At 48.9% G+C, this 20,656-nt stretch carries 22 protein-coding genes and 2 pseudogenes; 11 read left to right on the top strand and 13 right to left on the bottom strand.

The features are described from left to right. Positions 1 to 315: 315 nt before the first annotated feature. The 5 genes and pseudogenes from JC200_RS20500 to JC200_RS20490 form a co-directional block, all read right to left on the bottom strand. On the bottom strand, positions 316 to 2,199 hold the full coding sequence (locus JC200_RS20500; RefSeq protein ID WP_274433562.1) for a heavy metal translocating P-type ATPase: 1,884 nt from the start codon (positions 2,197 to 2,199) through the stop codon (positions 316 to 318). A gap of 147 nt (positions 2,200 to 2,346) precedes the next feature. Then, positions 2,347 to 2,829 (bottom strand): annotated as a pseudogene (locus JC200_RS24585) (copper ion binding protein); the annotation flags it as partial. Positions 2,830 to 2,901: 72 nt separating this feature from the next. Next, the gene (locus JC200_RS24580; protein WP_443111849.1) at positions 2,902 to 3,261 is read right to left on the bottom strand and encodes an ArsR/SmtB family transcription factor; all 360 of its coding nucleotides are present in this window, start codon (positions 3,259 to 3,261) and stop codon (positions 2,902 to 2,904) included. A 101-nt stretch (positions 3,262 to 3,362) separates the two neighbouring features. Next, on the bottom strand, positions 3,363 to 3,599 hold the full coding sequence (locus JC200_RS20495) for an SHOCT domain-containing protein (RefSeq protein WP_274433560.1): 237 nt from the start codon (positions 3,597 to 3,599) through the stop codon (positions 3,363 to 3,365). A gap of 78 nt (positions 3,600 to 3,677) precedes the next feature. After that, positions 3,678 to 3,920 carry a hypothetical protein gene (locus tag JC200_RS20490; protein WP_206652361.1) on the bottom strand — a complete coding sequence of 81 codons (243 nt, stop codon included), beginning with the start codon at positions 3,918 to 3,920 and terminating at the stop codon, positions 3,678 to 3,680. Positions 3,921 to 4,490: 570 nt separating this feature from the next. On the opposite strand from JC200_RS20490, the gene JC200_RS20485 reads away from it, so the two are divergent. The 8 genes and pseudogenes from JC200_RS20485 to JC200_RS20455 all read left to right on the top strand — a co-directional run bounded on the left by JC200_RS20485 (position 4,491) and on the right by JC200_RS20455 (position 10,959). Next, a complete protein-coding gene (locus JC200_RS20485; RefSeq protein WP_274433559.1) occupies positions 4,491 to 4,907 on the top strand; it encodes an ArsR/SmtB family transcription factor in 417 nt (138 codons plus the stop codon). Continuing rightward, a complete protein-coding gene (locus JC200_RS20480; RefSeq protein ID WP_274433558.1) occupies positions 4,900 to 5,862 on the top strand; it encodes a cation diffusion facilitator family transporter in 963 nt (320 codons plus the stop codon). Before JC200_RS20485 ends, JC200_RS20480 begins: the two co-directional genes overlap by 8 nt. 40 nt (positions 5,863 to 5,902) lie before the next feature. Then, positions 5,903 to 6,073, top strand: a complete 171-nt coding sequence (locus JC200_RS20475; RefSeq protein ID WP_274433557.1) for a hypothetical protein — start codon at positions 5,903 to 5,905, stop codon at positions 6,071 to 6,073. Positions 6,074 to 6,087: 14 nt separating this feature from the next. Next, positions 6,088 to 6,237 (top strand): annotated as a pseudogene (locus JC200_RS24575) (zinc-ribbon domain-containing protein); the annotation flags it as partial. Positions 6,238 to 6,265: 28 nt separating this feature from the next. Further along, positions 6,266 to 7,645 carry an MATE family efflux transporter gene (locus tag JC200_RS20470; protein WP_274433556.1) on the top strand — a complete coding sequence of 460 codons (1,380 nt, stop codon included), beginning with the start codon at positions 6,266 to 6,268 and terminating at the stop codon, positions 7,643 to 7,645. Between the two features lie 20 nt (positions 7,646 to 7,665). Beyond that, entirely contained in the window at positions 7,666 to 7,986 is a 321-nt protein-coding gene (locus JC200_RS20465; RefSeq protein ID WP_443111848.1) for a YnfA family protein, read from the top strand. Positions 7,987 to 8,413: 427 nt separating this feature from the next. Further along, positions 8,414 to 8,809, top strand: coding sequence for an ArsR/SmtB family transcription factor (locus tag JC200_RS20460; protein WP_274433555.1), 396 nt, complete (start codon positions 8,414 to 8,416; stop codon positions 8,807 to 8,809). Between the two features lie 23 nt (positions 8,810 to 8,832). Further along, entirely contained in the window at positions 8,833 to 10,959 is a 2,127-nt protein-coding gene (locus JC200_RS20455) for a heavy metal translocating P-type ATPase (protein ID WP_443111929.1), read from the top strand. A gap of 589 nt (positions 10,960 to 11,548) precedes the next feature. Here JC200_RS20455 and lgt read toward each other — a convergent pair. The 5 genes from lgt to JC200_RS20430 all read right to left on the bottom strand — a co-directional run bounded on the left by lgt (position 11,549) and on the right by JC200_RS20430 (position 16,625). Next, the gene (gene lgt / locus JC200_RS20450) at positions 11,549 to 12,337 is read right to left on the bottom strand and encodes a prolipoprotein diacylglyceryl transferase (RefSeq protein ID WP_274433553.1); all 789 of its coding nucleotides are present in this window, start codon (positions 12,335 to 12,337) and stop codon (positions 11,549 to 11,551) included. 185 nt (positions 12,338 to 12,522) lie between these two features. Then, the gene (locus JC200_RS20445; RefSeq protein ID WP_274433552.1) at positions 12,523 to 13,986 is read right to left on the bottom strand and encodes a multicopper oxidase family protein; all 1,464 of its coding nucleotides are present in this window, start codon (positions 13,984 to 13,986) and stop codon (positions 12,523 to 12,525) included. A 68-nt stretch (positions 13,987 to 14,054) separates the two neighbouring features. Beyond that, positions 14,055 to 15,242 (bottom strand): hypothetical protein, encoded by a 1,188-nt coding sequence (locus tag JC200_RS20440; protein ID WP_274433551.1) that lies wholly within the window; start codon positions 15,240 to 15,242, stop codon positions 14,055 to 14,057. Positions 15,243 to 15,393: 151 nt separating this feature from the next. Continuing rightward, the gene (locus JC200_RS20435) at positions 15,394 to 16,218 is read right to left on the bottom strand and encodes a M56 family metallopeptidase (protein WP_274433550.1); all 825 of its coding nucleotides are present in this window, start codon (positions 16,216 to 16,218) and stop codon (positions 15,394 to 15,396) included. After that, a complete protein-coding gene (locus JC200_RS20430) occupies positions 16,215 to 16,625 on the bottom strand; it encodes a BlaI/MecI/CopY family transcriptional regulator (protein ID WP_274433549.1) in 411 nt (136 codons plus the stop codon). Before JC200_RS20430 ends, JC200_RS20435 begins: the two co-directional genes overlap by 4 nt. Before the next feature lie 189 nt (positions 16,626 to 16,814). Between JC200_RS20430 and JC200_RS20425 the strand changes: the two genes are divergently transcribed. Genes JC200_RS20425 through JC200_RS20415 form a run of 3 tightly spaced genes read left to right on the top strand, consistent with a single transcriptional unit; the run spans position 16,815 to position 18,188 of the window. Then, complete coding sequence (locus tag JC200_RS20425) at positions 16,815 to 17,270, top strand: MarR family winged helix-turn-helix transcriptional regulator (protein WP_206652296.1); 456 nt, start codon at positions 16,815 to 16,817, stop codon at positions 17,268 to 17,270. Further along, positions 17,260 to 17,595, top strand: coding sequence for a hypothetical protein (locus JC200_RS20420; protein ID WP_274433548.1), 336 nt, complete (start codon positions 17,260 to 17,262; stop codon positions 17,593 to 17,595). The genes JC200_RS20425 and JC200_RS20420 overlap by 11 nt, the downstream gene beginning before the upstream one ends. Positions 17,596 to 17,606: 11 nt before the next feature. Then, positions 17,607 to 18,188, top strand: coding sequence for a methyltransferase domain-containing protein (locus JC200_RS20415; RefSeq protein ID WP_274433546.1), 582 nt, complete (start codon positions 17,607 to 17,609; stop codon positions 18,186 to 18,188). A gap of 33 nt (positions 18,189 to 18,221) precedes the next feature. Here the strand turns inward: JC200_RS20415 and JC200_RS20410 are convergent, their stop codons facing one another. The 3 genes from JC200_RS20410 to JC200_RS20400 all read right to left on the bottom strand — a co-directional run bounded on the left by JC200_RS20410 (position 18,222) and on the right by JC200_RS20400 (position 20,613). Next, positions 18,222 to 19,622 carry a sensor histidine kinase gene (locus JC200_RS20410; RefSeq protein WP_274433545.1) on the bottom strand — a complete coding sequence of 467 codons (1,401 nt, stop codon included), beginning with the start codon at positions 19,620 to 19,622 and terminating at the stop codon, positions 18,222 to 18,224. Then, entirely contained in the window at positions 19,619 to 20,305 is a 687-nt protein-coding gene (locus tag JC200_RS20405) for a response regulator transcription factor (RefSeq protein WP_274433544.1), read from the bottom strand. The genes JC200_RS20410 and JC200_RS20405 overlap by 4 nt, the downstream gene beginning before the upstream one ends. Before the next feature lie 101 nt (positions 20,306 to 20,406). Continuing rightward, positions 20,407 to 20,613: a cation transporter gene (locus JC200_RS20400; RefSeq protein WP_274433543.1), complete on the bottom strand. Its 207-nt coding sequence runs from the start codon at positions 20,611 to 20,613 to the stop codon at positions 20,407 to 20,409. Positions 20,614 to 20,656 lie beyond the last annotated feature (43 nt).

Here is a 20,656-nt window from a genome sequence, read left to right as displayed (position 1 = left end):
GATGTCCCAAAATCAGCGTGACGGTGACGGTAGCGAGAGATCGTTTCTTCATCATTTTCACCTACCCCTCATAGGTCATCGACCTCAAGTGTCGTTCTACAACACCTCAACTCCAATGTTGTTTACTTGTAGCATGCCGATGACGGTCCTTGAAACCGATCGTCGGCTCTGTACAACTTGTCGGCTGTTAATTGCCAGGCGTACATCTAAACCCCTGCTATCCCCAAGATTCCTACAACTACGGTCCAAAGCTTCTAACCTACCAGACGTTTACCTCCACAGGATTATTTGATAGGTACTGCATCCGCAGAGACATTAAACCTTCGTTGCGGGATTTTTTCGGTAGAGTCGAGAGGAATTCAGTGCGACGAATACGTCTGGCATTGCTTCAGATGCGGCGGAGAGAACTGGACCAATAATACCTATAGATGCCATTCCAAGGGTCATCACGTTCCACCCGATTCCGATACCAATATTCTGACGAATCGTGCGTGCCGTTCGACGACCAATCTCAATAGCATCGACTACCTGCCTCCAGTCATCCCGCATGAGAACCACATCGGCGGCCTCCGTCGCAATGTCACTACCCACCACCCCCATGGCGATTCCGACATCCGCTTGAACAAGTGACGGCGCATCATTGACGCCATCTCCAACCACAGCGACCACGTGACCTTCTGCTTGCAAGGACTGTACGAAGCGAATTTTGTCTGTGGGCAAACATTCTGCATGTACATCGTCAATTCCCAACTCATTCGCAACTGCTTCTACGACATGAGCATTATCCCCCGATAGCAGTACCACTTTTCGGATACCCATTTTACGGAGTTGGTTGAGAGCCTGTGCCACATTTGGTCGGACTGGGTCTGCCACGGCAATCAATCCAATACAGGAATTCTCCCGTGCAAGGAACAAGACCGTTTGGCCTGCACTTTCAAACTCTTCGGCTTCAATCGATCGTTCTGATGATATCTCAACCCCGTTTTGGGTTAGCCACTTGCGATTTCCTAGAAACATCTGCTTTCCGTTGATCCGACCGCGAAGACCCAACCCCGGTAAACCCGCGAAGTCTTCCGCGTCGATTAATGGAATCTCTCTATTGAATGCAACCTTCCTAATAGCCCCCGCAAGCGGGTGCTCAGAAAACCGTTCCAGAGAACTCGCTAATTGAATTATCGTCTCTTCGTCGAAAAAATCGGAGGCCGGCACAACTTCCGTGACCTGAGGTTCGCCAAGGGTCAGTGTACCTGTCTTGTCAACCACGAACGTATCGACGCGGGCCAAAGTCTCCAATGTCAAGCCACCCTTGATAAGCAACCCCCGGCGGGCGGCACTTCCCACACTCGATACGACTGACAACGGAGTGGCAAGCCCTACCGCACACGGACATGCCGCCACGAGTACTGCCACTGCATACATGAGATGCCCACTCAGGATGTACGTCAGAAGTGCAATCGCAAGCACAGACGGCAAAAACCAAGCGGTAAATTTGTCAGCGAAGCGTTGTATCGGCGCTTTCTGGGCCTCTGCATACTCGACTAAGTGAATAATCTGACCCAACATGGTTTGTTCGCCCGAGCGCTCCATTTTCACATCAAGGAACCCACGTTCGGCAATCGTGCCGGCATACACCTCGTCACCCCTGCCCTTTTCGACAGGTAAAGATTCACCTGTAATAGTAGCCTGATTAACCACAGCCTTGCCCTCAACCACGTGACCGTCCACTGGAATGCGTTCTCCGGGACGAACCCGCACAATTTCCCCCGGTTTCACCTGTCCTACGGGTAACTCGGCTTCTTCTTCCCCGCGAACGACCCGAGCCGTTGACGGAGCCAACTCAACGAGGTGGCGAATGGCTTGCCGTACCTGGTTTACGGTGTATCCTTCAAGGTAATGCGCAATCGACATGAAAAACACTAAAAGAAGCGCAGAAACAAATTGGCCAACCAATATGGCAGCCAGAATACCAACGCTCATCATCTGATCGACATTGGACTGCTTCGACCGAATCCCTAACAATGCACGACGGAAAATCGGATAGCCACCAAGAGCCGTTGCGACGAGGAGTAGCCAGATTGGTACGACCTCTATTAGGCGGTCTAACCACCCGAATGTCTCTCCAGTAACTTCCCCAAGCACCACGAGAGCGATGACGGCTACAAACCAAAAACGGATCGAATTCCACGACCCTTTGGCCACACTTGCAAATCTGCCGCCAATTTGTGAAGTTCCCGTGGCGTGTGTAATTGGTGTGGGGCTACAGGTTGTACAAGTTCCCTCGGAACAGGACCCGGAAACCACCGATGCAGTTTCAGAGATGGTCTTTGTTTCTTTCACGCGGTATCCCGTACAGCGAATCGCTCGCTCGATATCTTTTATGGTCGTTTTGGACGAATCAAACGAAACAATGGCCTTTTCCGCGCCGAATAAAAGGTCGTAGTGTGATATCCCCTCTAATTGTTTAAGGACTCCCTCAATGCTCGTGACGCATTCTGTACAGCATAATCCGTCCACGACGAATTCCGCCTTTGACAACTCTTGGTCCGTTGAGGCCGGGGCCTCAGTAGTTTCAGTAGTTTCAGTGGTTTCCGACGCAGGCTTACGGATGCTACGATTTCGAACCGAATGCCCGAAACTTTTAATCGATTTCTCGATATCCGACGGTTTCGTTTGACTAGGCAAATACTGAACCACGGCCTTTTCAGCACCAAAGAGAAATTGATACTCCACGACACCATGTGTACGCTTGAGCGCTTTTTCGATACTCATAGAACATTCGGTGCAACAAAGACCATCAATCTCCAGTTCTAGGATCTGTGTTGCTTCCACCGTGCTCACTCCTATCAAATTGATTTGTTTAACAAGATAATTTGATATAATAGGCAAAACAAAACTCGAATTTTACCCGGTTACCAACACATTACAAATCTCAAGATAATTTAATAATTCGTTATCTACAAGACGATAGTGACTCCAGGAACCATGGATCTCCCTTGTTACAATCCCAGCGTCCAAGAGTTGTTTCAAGTGATAGGATACCTTGGATTGAGACAGTTCCAGTATCTCTTCGAATTCGCATGTACAAAAGTCTTTATTCCTAGAGAGCAAATATACCATTTGCACACGAATTGGATCAGCAAGAGCCTTGGCAACGCTTGTGACTGCCCGTACTTGCGCACCTTCCAGAAGGGGAATTTCACCACGGTGAATTCGAGGAATTTCCGTAGTGCACGTATTGTTCTTGTTGCAATCACCCAGCATCGTTGCGTACCTCCTGTCATCAAATATTATTGATGCGACGACATGATATGTCAAGGACTTTCGTGGCCCAGAGTGACATCGAGCCAAAACAATACCGCGGTTCAGTTTTCTTTCAGGTGTTTCATCCGCGAGTGGTACTCCTCTTCGTCAATTTCACCTCTGGCGTATCGCTCCTGCAAAATGCGAACGGCCGTTCTTTCCGAATTACTGAAGTGATCGGTAAAAACGCGGCGAAACACTCGAACTCCAACCCATAACAACACTGCAACCCCAAGAGTAAACAAGAGAATCGGGATGATCATCCACATGAAGCCGAAGGCCATGGGAAACATCATCATGTTCAGTCACCCTTTCCTTAACTGGAAGTCAATTTATCACAGAACCGAATGGAACATGTACACGTACATGACCCCGATTTACGGGTCCGCCTTCATTTCCCGCATACGGCAACCTCTCATCGTACGCCCATATGGACCACTGGTGCGAAATTCCGCCTCCAATTCTTGAAGGATGGTATCCACAGCATAGATCTGTCCCTTGATGTATTGCTGTTGGTCTTGAAATTCCTGCTGCTCCAACTGCTTCTTCAAAATATCCTTTCGAACCTGCAACCGCCGGATGAAATCCTCAATTTTCCCCCTGCGAAATGTCTCTGGCATGGGGATCACCTCCCAAACTAAGTATACCAGTCGAGCATTCATTTGCATACAAATGCATACAGCATTTGATTGAAGCGACTTGCGAATTCAGTCAATCGTCTAACCTCTGGCCTCCTTAAGGGCTTGGTTCGCTGTCCGAACAACAAATTCAAGAAAGTACTAAGGCACCTATGGAATCGGCCCACCACCAGCCGAACCACGTCGTCAATGTCACTGCGACAACTGCAGTTCAGTCCATATAACCACAAACGAGACGCGATCTATCCACTATTAAAGCCATACTGCTGATGGTAGCGCCAATTTGTCGTTTCATCTAAGAATGGACACGAGTGGGAATTGAAATGACGGCTAAACCAAGCCATAGTATACTTGATACAGCTTTTGTTCGAGTCCAAAGTTCATGGATTTCTACGACCAGAATCGAGACCGTCACTACGAGCAATTCCTACAACACCATGACGAGATTTTCTACTTGTCTCACTCTCCTTCGGCACCCCCGTGGCCTCGAAAGTGAGTCTTAGGGTCATGTTTACATTTCGATGTCCGTTGGTATGATGAATATATGAGTATATGTTCATAAAGGTGGTATTCCTTGTGGAAGTCAATTTACAACACGATTGTTGCGATGGTCAACTTGTCCATGCGGAGGCTGTGGCAGACTGTTTACCAAAGCAGCTTAGTCTTGCGACCGTGCAAAGTTTGTCCGAGTCATTTAAGGCACTGGCAGACCCCACACGAATTCGCATTCTGCACAATCTGACTCGGCGAGAACTGTGTGTCTGTGATTTGGCAGAAGTCCTGGGTATGACACAATCGGCTGTATCCCATCAGTTACGGTACTTGCGGACATTACGCATTGTGAAAAACAGGCGAGATGGCAATATGGTGTATTACACATGTGACGACGCCCATATTGTTGGCTTGTTGCAAATGGGAATCGATCATATTACACATGTAGAAAGTGATGGAGAGAGTGTCTATGAGTAGAGGTAATGAGATTCAGGACCAAGGCCATGATCACGATCACGATCACAGGGATGTGTTTCACAGTCACGCACCCGCCGAAAAAATGAGAGCAGCGTTTTTCCTAACGTTGGTGATTTTGATGGCCGAGATAATTGGTGGCCTGCTGTCACACAGCCTGGCCCTATTGGCCGACGCTGGCCATGTGCTTACAGATATCGCAGCCATTGCACTTTCCTGGTTTGCGATAAAACAAGCTGAAAAACCCTCAAACCAAAAGATGACATACGGTTACCACAGGGCAGGGATTTTGGCGGCGCTCATCAATGGGATCACCCTGATTCTCATCACCATCTGGATTTTGTGGGAAGCGTATGGACGGTTTCAGCGTCCTGAGCAGGTCACGCCGACATGGATGTTCATCAGTGCAGGTATCGGTTTGTTGATGAATCTTTATCTTGGTTTTGGTATGCGCAAGGAAGAAGACATCAACGTGAAAAGTGCCGTTCTGCACATGCTTGGGGACGCAGCAGCTTCGGCCGGGGTCATTGTAGGTGGGGTCATCATCATGGCCACAGGATGGTATGTGGTCGACCCAATCTTGAGTGTCCTCATTGCTTTGCTGATTGCATCAGGCGCTTGGCGGATCGTGCAGCAAACGGTCGGAGTTCTGATGGAAGGCACTCCGAAGGGAATCGACTTATCGAAGGTCATTCATGAAATAAAAGCTGTTTCGGGTGTACGGGATGTGCATGACGTTCACGTATGGAGTATCACAAGTGGGAAAAACGCATTGTCCTGTCACGTCGTGTTAGACGGAGAGATGTCCATTCGGGACAGTCAGTGTATTTTACAGAACTTAGAGCATCGTATGGTTCACCTGGGGATTGGGCATGTCACGGTGCAGATGGAAGACATACAGCATCCACATGATAATTCAGAACTCTGTGCCACGATGGAAATGGCACATTACCACTAAGGGGGGAGAGCCAGAATGTCGGACTTTTTTAGAGAATTGTTTGGCGGAGGTCATCACGGAAATCACCATGGCGGGCATCATGGAGGACACCACGGAGGACATCATGAGGAACATTCTCATGAGCATCATGGTCACCATGAAGACCATCATCATGATCGTCACCGGGGCGAGCCATACCGTGAAGGAGCACAAAACCCTCAACGCTCTGTAGCGGTTACAAAATGTCCAGCGTGTGGGTGGGCAAACGAAGTTTCCAGTAACTTTTGTTCCCAGTGTGGAACAAACCTGAAGCCAAAGCCAGTCCAATGTTCAAATTGTGGAGCGGACGTACCGACCAATGCATCATTTTGCCCTGCCTGTGGTCAGAAACTCTAAAACTCGAAACCCTTTCGGAGTATTTCCCGTGTCATTCGGGATATTTAGACAGCATTTGGAGATGGGGTTGAATGTGGTCTTGAATTTATCTGTTGCCAGCAAACGAGTGTTCTCCATTGCCTGGCCGGCTATCGGAGAAGCGTATTTGCAAAACCTACTCGGCGTCGTGGACACATTTTTCATAGCCAAATTAGGCCTGGTTGCGATTGATGCGGTTGGTGTAACAAACGTTTACAGCATGACGTTCATCGGCGTGTTCATTGCCATATCCGCCGCTTTGTCCGTATTCCTGTCTCGGGCAATCGGGGCCAAAGACAATGAACGTGGCCGATCAGCTGTCTGGCACGGACTCGTGATAGCTGTTGCAATTGGAGTCGTATTAGGCGTGATTTCCGTCGTCCTGGCTACCCCATTACTGCACATCATGGGGGCACACGGACAACTTCAACGGACAGCTTTCCCTTACTTCCGAACAGTCTTGGGTCTTTCTCCGCTCATCGCACTGTTCACCGCCCAGTCGGCATCGTTCCGAGCAATCGGCGACACTAAAACACCGCTTCGTGTAGGGTTAGAGATGAATGTAGTGCATGTCATCCTGGACTACGTACTTATCTTCGGGGTTGGACCGATTCCGGGATGGGGCATTGCCGGTGCGGGCTGGGCGATGATTCTGGCTCGGGTGTATGCATCTGTCCGGCTGTGGATCAAGTCCCGTCAAGTAGAAACATTGGCGCTTACCCGAAAGGATGTTGTGTTCCGTAAAACCTTAGTCTTCAGCATGATTAAATTTGCCATTCCCGCAGCGATTGAGCGACTCTCTATGCGGCTAGGTCAAGTCATTTATTTTGGGCTGATCGTACGAATGGGTGTTGATGTATATGCCACACACAATATTGCGGGGACGGTCACCACTTTCGCATATACAATTGGCGGCGGGTTTGCCACGGCTGCCACAACGACGATTGGACAGGCAATAGGTAGTGGAAACGAGTCTGATGCGCTTGCATATCGGAGGGCAAGTTATATCCAATCGGCAGTGTTCATGACGGCCGTAACAGCAATTTTATGTGCAACGAGCCCTTGGTTTGGTTTGCTTTTTACGCATAATCAACGAGTTATCCATTTATTGACCATCATCCTAGCGATTGATATCGTATCGCAACCATTTTTAGCAGCCGTCTTAGTTGATACAGCGGCCATTCAGGCAGGTGGGAACAGTAAGTACCCGATGATCGTCACGACGATTGGAATATGGATTGTGAGGACACTTGGGGTGTACGTATTCGCTTGGAAGTTGGGATTGGGGCTTCCTGCCGTATGGGCAAGTATTGCTGTTGACAATGCACTTAGGGCATTGTTGTTTGCATGGTACAGGAACAAGATGAACTGGATTCGTGTATTGACGTAGGTAAGGATCGGAGATACAAAATGATAATCAGAGCGATATTTTTGTTTATTTTGGCAGGTCTAGCCGAGATTGGCGGAGGGTATCTTATTTGGCAATGGCTAAAAAATGGGAAGCCACTTTGGGTCGGAATTGTCGGTGCAGTTATCATGATTTTGTATGGTGTACTTGCCACTCGCCAAGAATTTTCGTTTGGCAAGACGTACGCCGCCTATGGTGGGATTTTCATAACAATGGCTGTACTCTGGGGCCGGTTCATTGATAAGCGGTTCCCTGACTTGAGTGAATGGATAGGTGCGGCAATTTGTCTGGTAGGCGTATTCGTTATGCTCTTAAAAAGGTAGTTCTTGTTGTAAGAAGGGGGCGACTTTTAGAACAAGCTCTTGCTGCTATCGTTGAATTAGCAGGTGGAACCCGTACCAATCACGACCTCTCAAGCATCTTAATCAAGCCGAGGTTCGTGAGTCAATCAAGGTTGCATAGCAGGTTTTGTGGCTACTGCCTCCTGTAAATGTCGTTTTGGTTCAGCGGATTGGAATTATAAACGTCCAGCCGCCTCCCCTTCCGTTATAAAACTGCCGCACATAGTCCACGTATGACGGTGGCGATCTCTACATCTAATGCACATTTCAAAAAACACTGTGGTCTGACTTACCACTCGGATCCTCCTCAATCCATTTCCGAATCGCAAGGCTATTGCAGAAAAGACATCCTACGTATATGATGATGGTATAACGATCAAGTGAATATTTGAATGATGAGGTGTGCCATTTGAAAAAAGTACCTACTTCAGAACGATTCGAACACGACGTCCCCGTTTGTCAAGTGGATTGTATAAATACCGAGGTGGTTAATCGTATCAAGCCACACCTGGATCAGGTGAGCAACATTGTCTTCATATTCAAAGCCTTGGCCGATGATACACGAGCCAAGATTGTCTATGCGCTCAGTGAAGCGGAACTTTGTGTGTGTGATGTGGCTGCTGTGATTGGGAGCAGTAAAGCCACAGCATCGTACCATCTACGGCTCTTACACCATATGGGGCTTGCCAAATACCGAAAGAATGGGAAGTTGGTTTATTACCGGCTGGCAAACCCCCATATCAAAGGCTTTATCCGGGAAACATTAGACAGTATGTCATTTGTGGAAGGGAGGGATACCAAGTGACTGCTACGGAAGTTACGACAAGACTGAAAAAGACGGTGTTCCGAGTGGAAGGAATCACCTGACTGGACTGCGCCGCCAAGTTCGAGAAGAATGTAGCGGCTCTTCCTGGCGTGGCCAGGGCGGTTCTCAATCCCACTGCTGGTAAAATTACAATTGAAGGTGAAGTAACGATTGAACAGGTTCTTCAGGAGGCTAAGAAAGAGAATTACCGGATTTTACCGGAAGGTGCAACACAAGCACAGCAAGGTCGCAGTGAGCGGCATGTAGACTGGGAATTGATTCGCACGATTATTTCCGGCGTAGTGCTTCTCGTTGCCTTTCTGTCTCAACATCTTCATGCTCCAGAGAGCGTGTTCCTTCCCCTCTACCTGATAGCCATCGTCAGTGGCGGATGGGGAAATGCTCGCAAAGCTTGGTACGCTCTTCCCAAGCTCGATTTCAATATGAGTGTGTTGATGACCACGGCCATCATCGGGGCGATGGCGATTGGAAAATGGGAAGAAGGAGCCACCGTTGCCTTTCTTTACTCCGTCTCAGAACTTCTGGAAGCCTGGAGTATGGAAAAGGCTCGTAAATCCATCCGAGATTTGATGGATATTGCACCGAAGGTGGCCAGGATACGGCGGCCCGTGGGAGAATTTGCTTTACCTGTCGAGATGGAAGTTCCCGTCGATGAAGTGGAAATTGGAGATACCTTGATTATTCGCCCCGGTGAGAAGATTGCTATGGACGGCCTAATCATAAAGGGTGAATCGGCGATCAACGAGGCGGCCATCACCGGGGAATCTGTACCCGCCGATAAGGGACCCGGAGCCGAAGTATTTGCCGGGACGCTCAATACCAATGGCTCCCTGGAAATTGAAGTCACCAAGCGTGTAGAAGATACGACCATCGCAAAAATCATTCATTTGGTCGAAGAAGCGCAAACGAAACGTGCGCCTTCACAAGCGTTCGTGGATCGTTTTGCGGCCATCTACACCCCCATTGTCTTGACGTTGGCCGTATTCATTGTCTTCCTTCCGCCGCTGGTCATGGGATACCCCTGGGGACCGTGGATTTACCGAGGACTTGCCCTTCTTGTGGTCTCTTGCCCATGTGCGCTCGTGGTCTCCACTCCGGTGGCCATTGTCAGTGCCATCAGTAGTGCGGCCCGGAACGGGGTTCTGATTAAAGGCGGAATCTACCTGGAACAAGCGGGTTCTCTCAAGGCTATAGCGTTTGATAAAACCGGAACCCTCACAAAGGGTCGTCCAATCGTTACGGATGTCATTCCCTTTGATGGAATCACTAAAACGAACTTGCTTCAGATAGCCAGCAATCTGGAAATAAGGTCCGAACATCCGCTGGCCAAAGCCATTGTTCAAGCGGGTGAAAAGCAATTCATTCGGATTCAAGCAGCGGAGGACGTCACAGCGCTCACTGGACGAGGCGTTCGGGGTGTCATTGAAAGTGAGACCTACTACATTGGCAACATGAAGCTATTCGATGAATTGGAACTTCGATTGGACGACGTATCGCAGCGTGTGTCCTCTCTTCAAAATGAAGGCAAGACGGCCATGATCATCGGTACCAGGCACAGGATTTTGGGAATCATCGCAGTAGCCGACGAGATTCGTGACGTCATCCCGACGGTCATTTCGCAACTCAAAAAAGTTGGGATTAAGCGAACGATCATGTTGACCGGAGATAATGCCGCCACAGCAAGAGCGGTGGCTGAAATGTCTCGGATCGATGAATTCCACGCTGAATTACTTCCACAGGACAAGGTGGAGACAGTTCAGAAAATCCTTGACCAGGATGAAAAGGTAGCCATGGTTGGAGACGGAATTAACGATGCGCCGGCCCTTGCCACAGCTACAGTGGGAATTGCGATGGGTGGAGCGGGTACGGACACAGCCATGGAAACGGCCGACATTACACTCATGGCGGATGACTTGACGAAACTCCCTTTCACGATCCAGTTAAGTCGAGCCGCATTACGAATCATCCGGCAGAACATCGGTTTTTCGCTGGTTGTTAAGGTCATTGCCGTGTTGTTGGTATTTCCAGGCTGGCTAACACTGTGGTTGGCAATCCTGGCGGATATGGGAGCGTCCGTCTTGGTTACCTTGAATGGAATTCGACTTTTGCGTGTCAAAGCCCATGAATAATCAGCCCTGCTGGCATGCAGGGCTTCTTGTATAAAATGTGCGGAGGCGCCATGACAAAGTGCGCATTTCGGGTGTCGTGGCGTTTGCGATATTAACAAATGGAGAGTCAATCATGGTTCGTTCTGATTACATTTTTATCGTAACACGTGCCCAAGATGCCCCGAGTGGCGTCACAGATACTGGTTCGTCAATTCGAAGGCATCCATAATGCATTATATTGTGAGTATCAATGACCTTGATCGTTTGATGATTCTTAAGTCGAATCACGTTATGACAATGGCTTAGTCCCTTTGCATCTGGATTGCAGTGGGTATCTGTCAAGACCACTCCTTGGGTCGGGGCCACAAGATGTCCTCCGATAATTTTTACAATTCGCTGGCCATTCGCGCCATTATTCTGCCAATTCATTGCAGATACCGGTATAATTTGATCCTGTTCCTTCGGAACCATCGTGTGACCACCGAGGGACACAACACCAATTCCCATGACGGATATCATCAGAATTCCGGCCGCTAGGAGTCCCCATCTACGGTTCATGCCTCTCCCCCATCCACTGACGCGATATATTTCAATTTCAGCCATCCCGAAATTAATTCACTGGAACTCTTCTTGGTCTGTCCTGGCCCCTGAGAACCATTATCATGATCAGAGCCAATGCTACGACAACCATGCTCGTCCACTGCGCGGCTGTCCAACCCAACAAAAATCTCGGACTGTCTCCTCGTAAAAACTCCAGTCCAAACCGACCCGCGCTGTATAGGATATTGTAGAGTAAGAACATCATTCCTCGTGGCAGCTTCTTACGTAACAACGCAAACAGAATCGCAAAAATCACGATGTCCATTTGGCCTTCGAACACTTCAGCTGGCCACAATGGTTGAGACCCATAAGTTTCATAGGCCAATGTCCCTGGTGGATACACAAGACCGAAATTTCCTCCGGTTGGCGCGCCGAATGCATCCCCATTGAGCAAACAAGCGATTCGTCCAATCCCTTGACCTAAGATAATGGAAGGTGCAAGAAGGTCGGCCACGTGCCAGAACGGCAGATGGTGGCGTCTGCAATACCAAATCCCGACAATCAGCCCGCCAACAATTCCGCCCTGTATCGACAAACCGCCATTCCAAATCGCGAGCATTTCACCAGGATGGGCAAAATAGTAAGTCGGTGTAAAGAAAAAAACTTGCCACACGCGTGCCCCAATGAGTGCGCCAATGACGACCGAGTAAACCAAAGGAACGATGTGTTGTTCATATTCTTTCACTGTCAATCTTACAAGAGTGATGCTCACCTGCGTCGCAAGAAAGATGGCCAGTAAAATGACTAGGCCATAGGCTCGGACCGGAAAACTTCCAACATGAAATAAAATCGGATGCATACGTCACGTCCTCCGTCTTTATTCTGATACCACCAACCTGAACACAAGTGAACCTCAACAGTCCGTGATGTAAGTGAGCGCTTGCGCTACCTTATCGTCTGATTATCTTGATACTTATCGTGTATGGGCCGTCTCTGGGCCTTTCGTCAAGGGTACTATCCTTTCACTACTTTCGTAGTTCACAACTACATCCACTTATCGACATGAGGCAGGGGATAATCCTGATATTCTACGACCGTCGCGAGTCCACCCATCATGTGTTGCAAGTTATGGCAATGGAAGAACCAGTTTCCTGGATTGTTCGCCATAAAGTCAATCGTACATCGTTGCATGGGCAAAACATCTACGGTGTCTTTTAAAAGCGGGGATCCCAGAATACGCCCATTAAAACTGGTCACCTGGAAGGTGTGGCCATGCAAGTGCATCGGATGTTCCATCATGCTCATGTTGAACATTTCAATCCGGATTCGTTCACCCTTCCTCACGCGCAGGGGCACAGAATTTGGATAGGAAGCTCCGTTGATGGTCCATTGGCTGCTTCCCATCATTCCTCCGCTGAGGGTCAGTTGAAATATATGGTCGGCCGGTGGCAGAACTCCATTGGCTGCAGCCAAATTCAGGTAGGACCAAGCTGGAACACTCGCAACGAGAGATGGACTAACCTGTCCTTGCGTGATAAACGGAATACGAATCGAGTCTTGTCCAACTAACGTCGAACGCAAATACCACGTCCCCGACTGGTTCGGAGTAAGAATGACATCATAACGTTCGGCCGGTGCCATGTAGAGTTCGCTCACGGCTTGGGGCTTTAACAAGGGATTTCCATCGGTATGGGTAATGAGCAGATTCGTATGATCCGCTTGGAGCAAAAAGGACTCCGTGGCACTGGCGTTAATCAACCTCAATCGCAACTTGGCCCCGGGCGGAATGGGAATACCGTTCAGGGCGGAAGGTACCTTTCCATTCACCAGATAAGTTAGATTGGGACTCGCCGACTTCATCATTCCGCTCCCCATCCCCATTCCACTTCCCATACCCCCCATCATTCCGTATGTAGGGAGATTGCCCGGTGTCGTCGAATAGCCCCACGTGGAGAAGATAAGGGTTTCTTCTCGATCCGACGTATAAGGTTCAGTGGAGGTAGAGTGGATGATGAGGGGGCCAAATAACCCGTTCGGGATTTCATCCAGCTCGTAGACGTGAGAATGATACCAACGAGTCCCCGACGGCGAAGCCACAAAGTCATACGTAAATTGTTGGCCGGGTAAGATTGGATTCTGTGTAATACCCGGGACGCCATCCATCGGGTTCGGAACATTCACACCATGCCAATGAACGGTAAGGGGTTTGTCCAGTCCATTCTTCACCGTGACTTGGACACGATCTCCTTCGGTGACGTGAATCTCCGGTCCAGGAAACTGTTGGTTAATTAAATAGCCGGTAAACCTTGTTCCGTTCCCCAAATTCACCTCTCCAGACCGTATGTCAAACTGGAAACTCCTCGTTCGCCCGTTCCACGGTACAGTAGGTTTGGCCGGTAAAGAAAGCTCCTCCGTAGAAGCTAACAACCACCGACGGATAAATGGGTACCCTCCAATCCCGATCAGTGCAAGACCGGCCAGTGCAGTTAAAAACTCACGTCGTGTCATGAATTTGGACACCTTGTTCACCTCGGATCCTCTTCGGGTGTATGCATTTTGTCGCTCTGATGACCCGCTTAGCCTTGTCCAGACTCCGTCGGTCCATGACTGAGGATGGAAATATCATGCAATGAGGTATTCTGACTACGTTTTGACGCGGAACGGACGCGACCCAATTTCCACAACGTGATGATGAGTAGCGCCAGTACGGGAGAGGAATTGGGGTCGGTTCCTACCCCGCCCATGACGCCGAAGTCTTGTCCCATCCACCATGTAAAGGCAAGCCAAACCAATGACAAGGTTAAAATTGGGCGCGTTGGACCTCCAACTGCAAATCCGATTCCTAGAAGGAACATAAACAACACAAACCATCCATTCCAAAAGACCGGATGACTTGCCGCCAGTCTCGCCATGGCATCAATGGGAGCGGACATCCAGGAGGGTTGAGGCATACTTGCCGCTCCCTTGAAGACCCTCGACAATCCTTTTGAAGTCCAGAATCCTGCACTGGGCCATGCCTGTACCATGCCTGCCATTAACCAGAAGGTGGAGAAAATCCAGCGAGATGTTCGGATCGCATTCCCTTCCAACCACCACTTGTCCGGCAATAAAAGCAAAATCGCACCTATGACGTAAAACAGTGCCGAACCAGGGGCACCGGTGAGCGAAGTAGTGCTGCCAGTCAGGATTCCCCCCATGCCTTCGCCGAAGACCCAAATGGCCAATCCCCAGGCGATCGATAACCATATGCCTATCTTGCCCGCTGTCCGTTCTTTACCCACAAGGAGAAGGAGTCCAATGCCGATTTGAAGGATCACGGCTACGACATCGGACCCGATCGGATGATCTGTCCAGAATTGAATGTTCACGGCGAGTACCCTGACGTACCAAATGGGCTGACCTTGAATAGCAGGAGCTAATACGTCCTCAACAAATCCATCGTTTGGCATCGCGGGCTGAGCCTGCAAAATACCATCCACCAACCATAAGATTCCAAGTCCCCACCATAACACGCGTCGCCCTGAATGAACCGTTTTACCTGGCAGAAAGGCTCGGACCCGGATAAACCGCAGAAAATCACCAAAATTCGTGAAGCGATACGCCTTTAAGTTGTTATCACTGAGAAACTGATAAAACCACCAAGAGAATCCAAGAAAGAGACCGATCCCAACAATTACAGCCGTTACCCATAACAACTCCCGATAGAATACATGAACGACGGTTGGATCAATGATAGGTTGCATATTCATGAACGTTTCCTCCACTTTCGGCGGGAACCATCATCTATGGTGCCGTTCGCCTTATGGCTAGCAGCTATTGAATCTGGCTGTAGAACACAAGGAAGCCTTATTACTACGAAAGTGTAGTAATAAGGCTTCCTTGTGTCAAGGCGTGTCTAGAAATCATTTGCAAACGTTACATGAAACACAATATCAGGACCACAACCAGGATCATGATACTGACCAGCGAGACAACCAGCGTAGAAACCGAAATTGGGTTCCTGTGTATTGTACCTTGCGTGAGAAAATCGATACGATGGCTCACGAGTTCATTAAGGCTTAAAGCCAACGGTAACGAGCCATCATTTTGGACGATGGTCAGTGACTTATACAAACTGACAGCTAGGGGTCGAAGGCCTACATTTGTAATTGCGGCTTGGTCTGCCTCAATCTCTTTTTCAAGGAAAAAACGCTCCGTCCAGACTTTGATCATTGGAATGAAAAATAAAGCCCAACGAACACTGTAGGCGAAAAGCACTCGTAAGGGATCCCTGTTTCGACAATGACGATATTCGTGCTCAAGAATGGCCAAAAGTTCATCTCTACTAAGAAGTGAAATCTGTCCCATCGTGATCAAAATTCTTGGTTTTACCAGGCCATAGGAGCACGCTAGAATCTGGTCGGAATGAATCACGTCTACGTCAATTATCCGTCGAGCCTGAAACTCCCGAATTACCGTGTGCTCGACTTCGATAACATTTTCTTTTATAGGCGCGATCCACCGTCTCGTATGTCGAGCGATATAAGCCATTCTTCCGAGGAACAACATCAGGGTACTGGTACCCATGAGCAAGAGAACACTCAGTCCCCAAAAGCGTCCATGACTCAACGTGAGGCTTTTACACACGACGTTTAGCCCTTGCCCGAACATCGTATCGGCCGAGGCATAGAGAATACATAAGAAGGAAGTGAGTGCAAAAACAAAAACTGAAAGGACTTTTTCAAACGAATTGGCGCTCATGGTTCCGTACCTTGGTCAAGTCGATCGATGAACAGTTTGAGCTTTTTCAAATAATCCGGATTATTCCCGATCGTATCCACGAACTGCGCGATGGCGAGTTCACCGAAGTCTTTAAGGATCTCCTCTACAGCCTTGGACGAAAAATGTGTCATGAGTTCATCAGGCTCAAAGACAGGTTTATAGGTATAAAATCGACCCGAAGTTTCACGATTCAAAAGACCTTTATTGGCCAAACGACTCATCACGGTCATAATTGTTGTATAAGCGTAATCTCGATGCTCTTGGTTCAGTTCATCCAAAACCTGTTGTACCGTTACATCTCCATTTTCCCAAATGATCTCCATCACTCGGATTTCGAGCGGTCCAAGCGCGGTTCGCAATACAGATACTTGGTCATCGGTTAACACTTTTACCCCACACTTTCAATGAAACTAGGTAAGCATAGTATACCATTTCCCCTCAACGTGACGAACATGAACTGCCTGTCGAGAGAAGATAGATGGCAAGTTCGAGGATGATTGTCCATGCAACTTTTCAATCCCCATATATTAATGTATAATACATCTAATGCTACATACACAGGTAGGTGTTTTGCCGTGAACGAGGACGAAATTCTCGAAATCCGTTCGCAAATTCATCAGTTTATCCGCTTGTTCGGCATCTTGAATCCCACAAAGACTCCGTGTGGATACCAACTCTCTCTTTCTCAAGTGCTTGCCATGCAAACCCTCGAGGAAAAAATGCCGTTGACCATCCACAATCTAGCAGAACAATTGTACCTGGAGCGCAGTACCGTCAGTCGGTTGGTGGATAGCTTGGTCAAAGAGGGTCTTGTTGAGCGACAAATCAATGAACGCAACCGGCGGGAAATCCTAGTGTCTCTGACAAATCAGGGGCGTCGCGCTGTGCAACAGGTCCGCAACCAATCGATTGCTTTTTTCCGTAGTACCCTTGAACACCTCTCCGAAGAAGAGCGCAAAAGTATCTTGCAAGGTTTATACAAATTTACGTCAGCTCTAGCTGAAACGAGGAGGAACCTTCTTGAACAATGAACTCAATAAGAACAAGCAAACGGCCGTCTCGGTAGGTGCTCTGATCTGGTCTTTCCTCGCATCGTCACACCACTGGATCCATATGGTGATTCTTATGCTCATTAGCGGTTCGATGGGGTCCATGAGTTTGATGTCTGGAACGATGCCCGCGATCGTTTGGTTTCGCAGAATCATGATTTTCGCCACCGTGGTCACAGTTGCCTTCTCCATTTATCGCCTTATCCGGCATCAGTGCAAAGACAAGAAGATGATCAGCCTCACGGTGGGTTCAGCGGTCCTTTCCATTGGTTTTATTATTTACACCTTGATTGATTTTGGATGGTAGGGGGTTCGGTCATGTTTACAAAAGACTTATCGTTCATCGGTTGGGATGAAGTCAAGCGTCGTCAGTTGGAGCGAGTCTCTCTCGCGCCTCAATGGATTGAACTGACCAACCTGGCTCCAGGAATGATTGTCGTGGACATCGGACCAGGACCAGGAGTGTTTACGAGGGAATATGCCAAGGTCGTCGGTAAACCGGGGAAGGTCTACGCCATTGAGAAATCTCCTCAAGCAATTGAGTTCTTGCAAATCGGGTTAAAAAAGTTGGACAATGTCCAAGTGCGACTGGCCGATGCAGAGCATGGCTTAACCGACATCCCACGGCCTGATGTCGTCTTTGTCACGGATGTTCTTCATCACACGGATTCACCAAGAGATGTCCTTAAAAGTATCTTCGAGCTGGTTCATTCCAATTCAAAAATCCTCATCGCTGAATACGATCCGGCGGCAGACGGTAAGGTTGGACCTCCGTTGGAACATCGGCTGGATGCCAATGTCCTCTTCGAATTGGCCACGGAAGTTGGCTTTACAGTGGAGTCCACAGAAACTCAGGACTATGAGCACTACTATCTGTTGCTTCGTCGAACCAAACTATGAATTACGTCCATTACTGCGCGTCTAAGAAGCGTGTCACTCGGTCATACCAGGTTCAGACTCAAGAGGAATCCAGAAGCGCATGGTGGTACCTTTACCTTCGACACTCTCGGCTGTGACATGGCCACCATGACGTTCTACGATTTGTTTGACGATGGCCAAGCCTATACCCGTGCCTCCACTCGCTCTAGAACGGGATTTTTCAACCCGGTATAACCGGTCCCAAATGCGCGGAAGATCCTCTTTGGGAATGCCGATTCCCGTGTCCGAAATCAAAATTTCGACACCTTGGCCGTCCGTTTGGCTACGGACCATGATTTGTCCTCCCGCTGGTGAATACCGGATCGCGTTATCCATCAAATTGATCAAAACTTGCTCCATTCGCAGCGGGTCGACATGCACCGGAGGCAACGCAGGAATTTCAAGCTGGATTTGAATTTGTTTATCTTCCGCCTTCTTTTGCATCCTCTCAACGACCTGTTGTACGATGTTTTCGAGCTGAGTTGATTGCTTGTCCACTGTCAACATTCCGGCATCGGCTTGAGCCAACACAAACAAATCATTGACCAGCGTTTCAAGACGCTTGGATTCCTCGTTAATAATGTGGAGGTACTTTTGGGTCTCCTCGGGGGATTGTGTAAGACCCTCTTCAAGAACCTGACTATAACCGCGAATATAACTCATGGGCGTTCTTAGTTCGTGGGAAATGTCCGCAAGAAACTCTTTCCGGGTGGTTTCTAATCGATGGAGGTTTTCTGCCAATTCATTGATCGACTCGCCTAGGTTAGCGACTTCGTCCTCCCCTACCACCGGGAGTCTCATCTTAAAATTTCCCTTGCCTAGTTCCCGCGTCGCTCCAGCCATTTGCTTCAAAGGCTCGGCAATACGCTTCGATAGGACCACCGTCAGTCCAAGAGCCATGAGGATAGCGCCGATTCCAGCAAGAACCAACAGCCATTCCTGCTGCTGAAAACCCGTCTGGATGATAGTTTGCGGGCGGAACAGAACAACGGCCCCAGTAATATCACTCGCCTGTTTCATGGGTACTGCAACCATTAGACCTCTTTGGGTAAACAAGCCGCTATAACCGCTATGCATCTGGGACTTACCATGTAACGCGGCTTGAAGCGTCTCTTTATCTGCAGCACTCTGTGTCCCGAGGTGCAATGAGGGGGAGGCTGTGATCACGTTCCCCTTGGTATTCAGCATGACCAATGAAGTGTTCGCGGTCGTGCATAACATCTGCATCATCATGTAACCGCCCGAAGCCGACATTTGAGCGTATTGTTGTCCCTGTACCAGCAACTCTTCGGTCGCTTGGCCATAAAATGCATTTTTGAGCAATTGTCCAAGCGCTAAGTATTGGACGACAAGGACAACACTGATTAATCCCATGATCGCAATGCCAATCTTGGCAGTCACACTTTTGCGTATCAAGTTCCCACCTCGAACTTGTAACCCACACCCCAAACGGTTTTGAGTGGATCACGGATAACTCCTGCGTCTCGAAGCTTTTCACGCAGATTTTTCACGTGGCTGTCGACCGTCCGTACTTCCCCTTCGTATTCATAGTTCCATACGCGTTCTAAAATTTCTTCCCGTGTGAAAGTTCTCCCGGGCCGCCTGGATAACAGGACAAGCATCTCAAACTCTTTTGGAGTCAAAGCGACAGGGGCTTCGCCAACCGTAACCGTACGCCCAGCCAGATCGATTTTTAGGTCCACACCGCCCACTTCGAGGGTTTGTTCTTCCTCTAAGTGAACTCTACGGAGTAAAGTTTGTACACGGGCCACAAGTTCCCTGCCGTCAAAGGGCTTTATCAGATAATCGTCGGCTCCACAGGACAGTCCGGCCACTTTGTCTTCAATCGCGGTGCGAGCCGTCAGCATCAAAATGGGAATCTCGCGATCCATTTCACGCATGTGCCCACAGGTTTCAAATCCGTCCATCCCAGGCATCATCAAGTCCAACACAACTAACTGCGGACGGTCTTTCTCGAACCTCTCCAACGCAGCCAACCCATCCGCTGCTTCTTCGACCGTATAACCTGCGTTTTGGAGATAAATCCGAATCAATTGCCGCATGGGGCCTTCGTCATCCACGACCAAAATTTTATGCATGTAGGCCCAGCCTCCTATCTGTGTGCCTATTCTCGGCAAGTCGAGCCTGCCAACTGATGTTGGTTGGCAGGCAACTTGTACGAAGCCGGCACAAGGACTTTTTAGGAAACCAATTCATAACCAGCCTCATCAATGGCGGCGCGAATGGCCTCTCGACTGACTTGGCCTGACATTTCCACGGTGACCTCACCTTTAGCAAGGTCAACGGTTGCTGTCGTGATATTCGGCAGATCCTGTAATGCGCTTTCGACCGCATGCTTGCAATGATTGCACGTCATGCCTTTGACCTTCAAAACTTCCGTTTGCATCCCTTTTCACCTCCCTTCACGGGAGTTATCCTCCGACTCTCTG

The sequence above is a fragment of the Alicyclobacillus sp. ALC3 genome, assembly GCF_028751195.1.
GTDB lineage: Bacteria > Bacillota > Bacilli > Alicyclobacillales > Alicyclobacillaceae > Alicyclobacillus_L.
Note: the sequence above shows the minus strand (reverse complement) of the source record. Positions and strands in the feature narration are given on the sequence as shown.

Coding starts and splice junctions, on each gene's coding strand:
- JC200_RS24580 (WP_443111849.1), bottom strand. CDS start 3,261: ATGCTGGGTGATTGCAACAAGAACAATACGTGCACTACGGAAATTCCT.
- JC200_RS20495 (WP_274433560.1), bottom strand. CDS start 3,599: ATGATGATGTTTCCCATGGCCTTCGGCTTCATGTGGATGATCATCCCG.
- JC200_RS20490 (WP_206652361.1), bottom strand. CDS start 3,920: ATGCCAGAGACATTTCGCAGGGGGAAAATTGAGGATTTCATCCGGCGG.
- JC200_RS20485 (WP_274433559.1), top strand. CDS start 4,491: ATGTTCATAAAGGTGGTATTCCTTGTGGAAGTCAATTTACAACACGAT.
- JC200_RS20480 (WP_274433558.1), top strand. CDS start 4,900: ATGAGTAGAGGTAATGAGATTCAGGACCAAGGCCATGATCACGATCAC.
- JC200_RS20465 (WP_443111848.1), top strand. CDS start 7,666: ATGATAATCAGAGCGATATTTTTGTTTATTTTGGCAGGTCTAGCCGAG.
- lgt (WP_274433553.1), bottom strand. CDS start 12,337: ATGCATCCGATTTTATTTCATGTTGGAAGTTTTCCGGTCCGAGCCTAT.
- JC200_RS20445 (WP_274433552.1), bottom strand. CDS start 13,986: ATGACACGACGTGAGTTTTTAACTGCACTGGCCGGTCTTGCACTGATC.
- JC200_RS20435 (WP_274433550.1), bottom strand. CDS start 16,218: ATGAGCGCCAATTCGTTTGAAAAAGTCCTTTCAGTTTTTGTTTTTGCA.
- JC200_RS20415 (WP_274433546.1), top strand. CDS start 17,607: ATGTTTACAAAAGACTTATCGTTCATCGGTTGGGATGAAGTCAAGCGT.
- JC200_RS20405 (WP_274433544.1), bottom strand. CDS start 20,305: ATGCATAAAATTTTGGTCGTGGATGACGAAGGCCCCATGCGGCAATTG.
- JC200_RS20400 (WP_274433543.1), bottom strand. CDS start 20,613: ATGCAAACGGAAGTTTTGAAGGTCAAAGGCATGACGTGCAATCATTGC.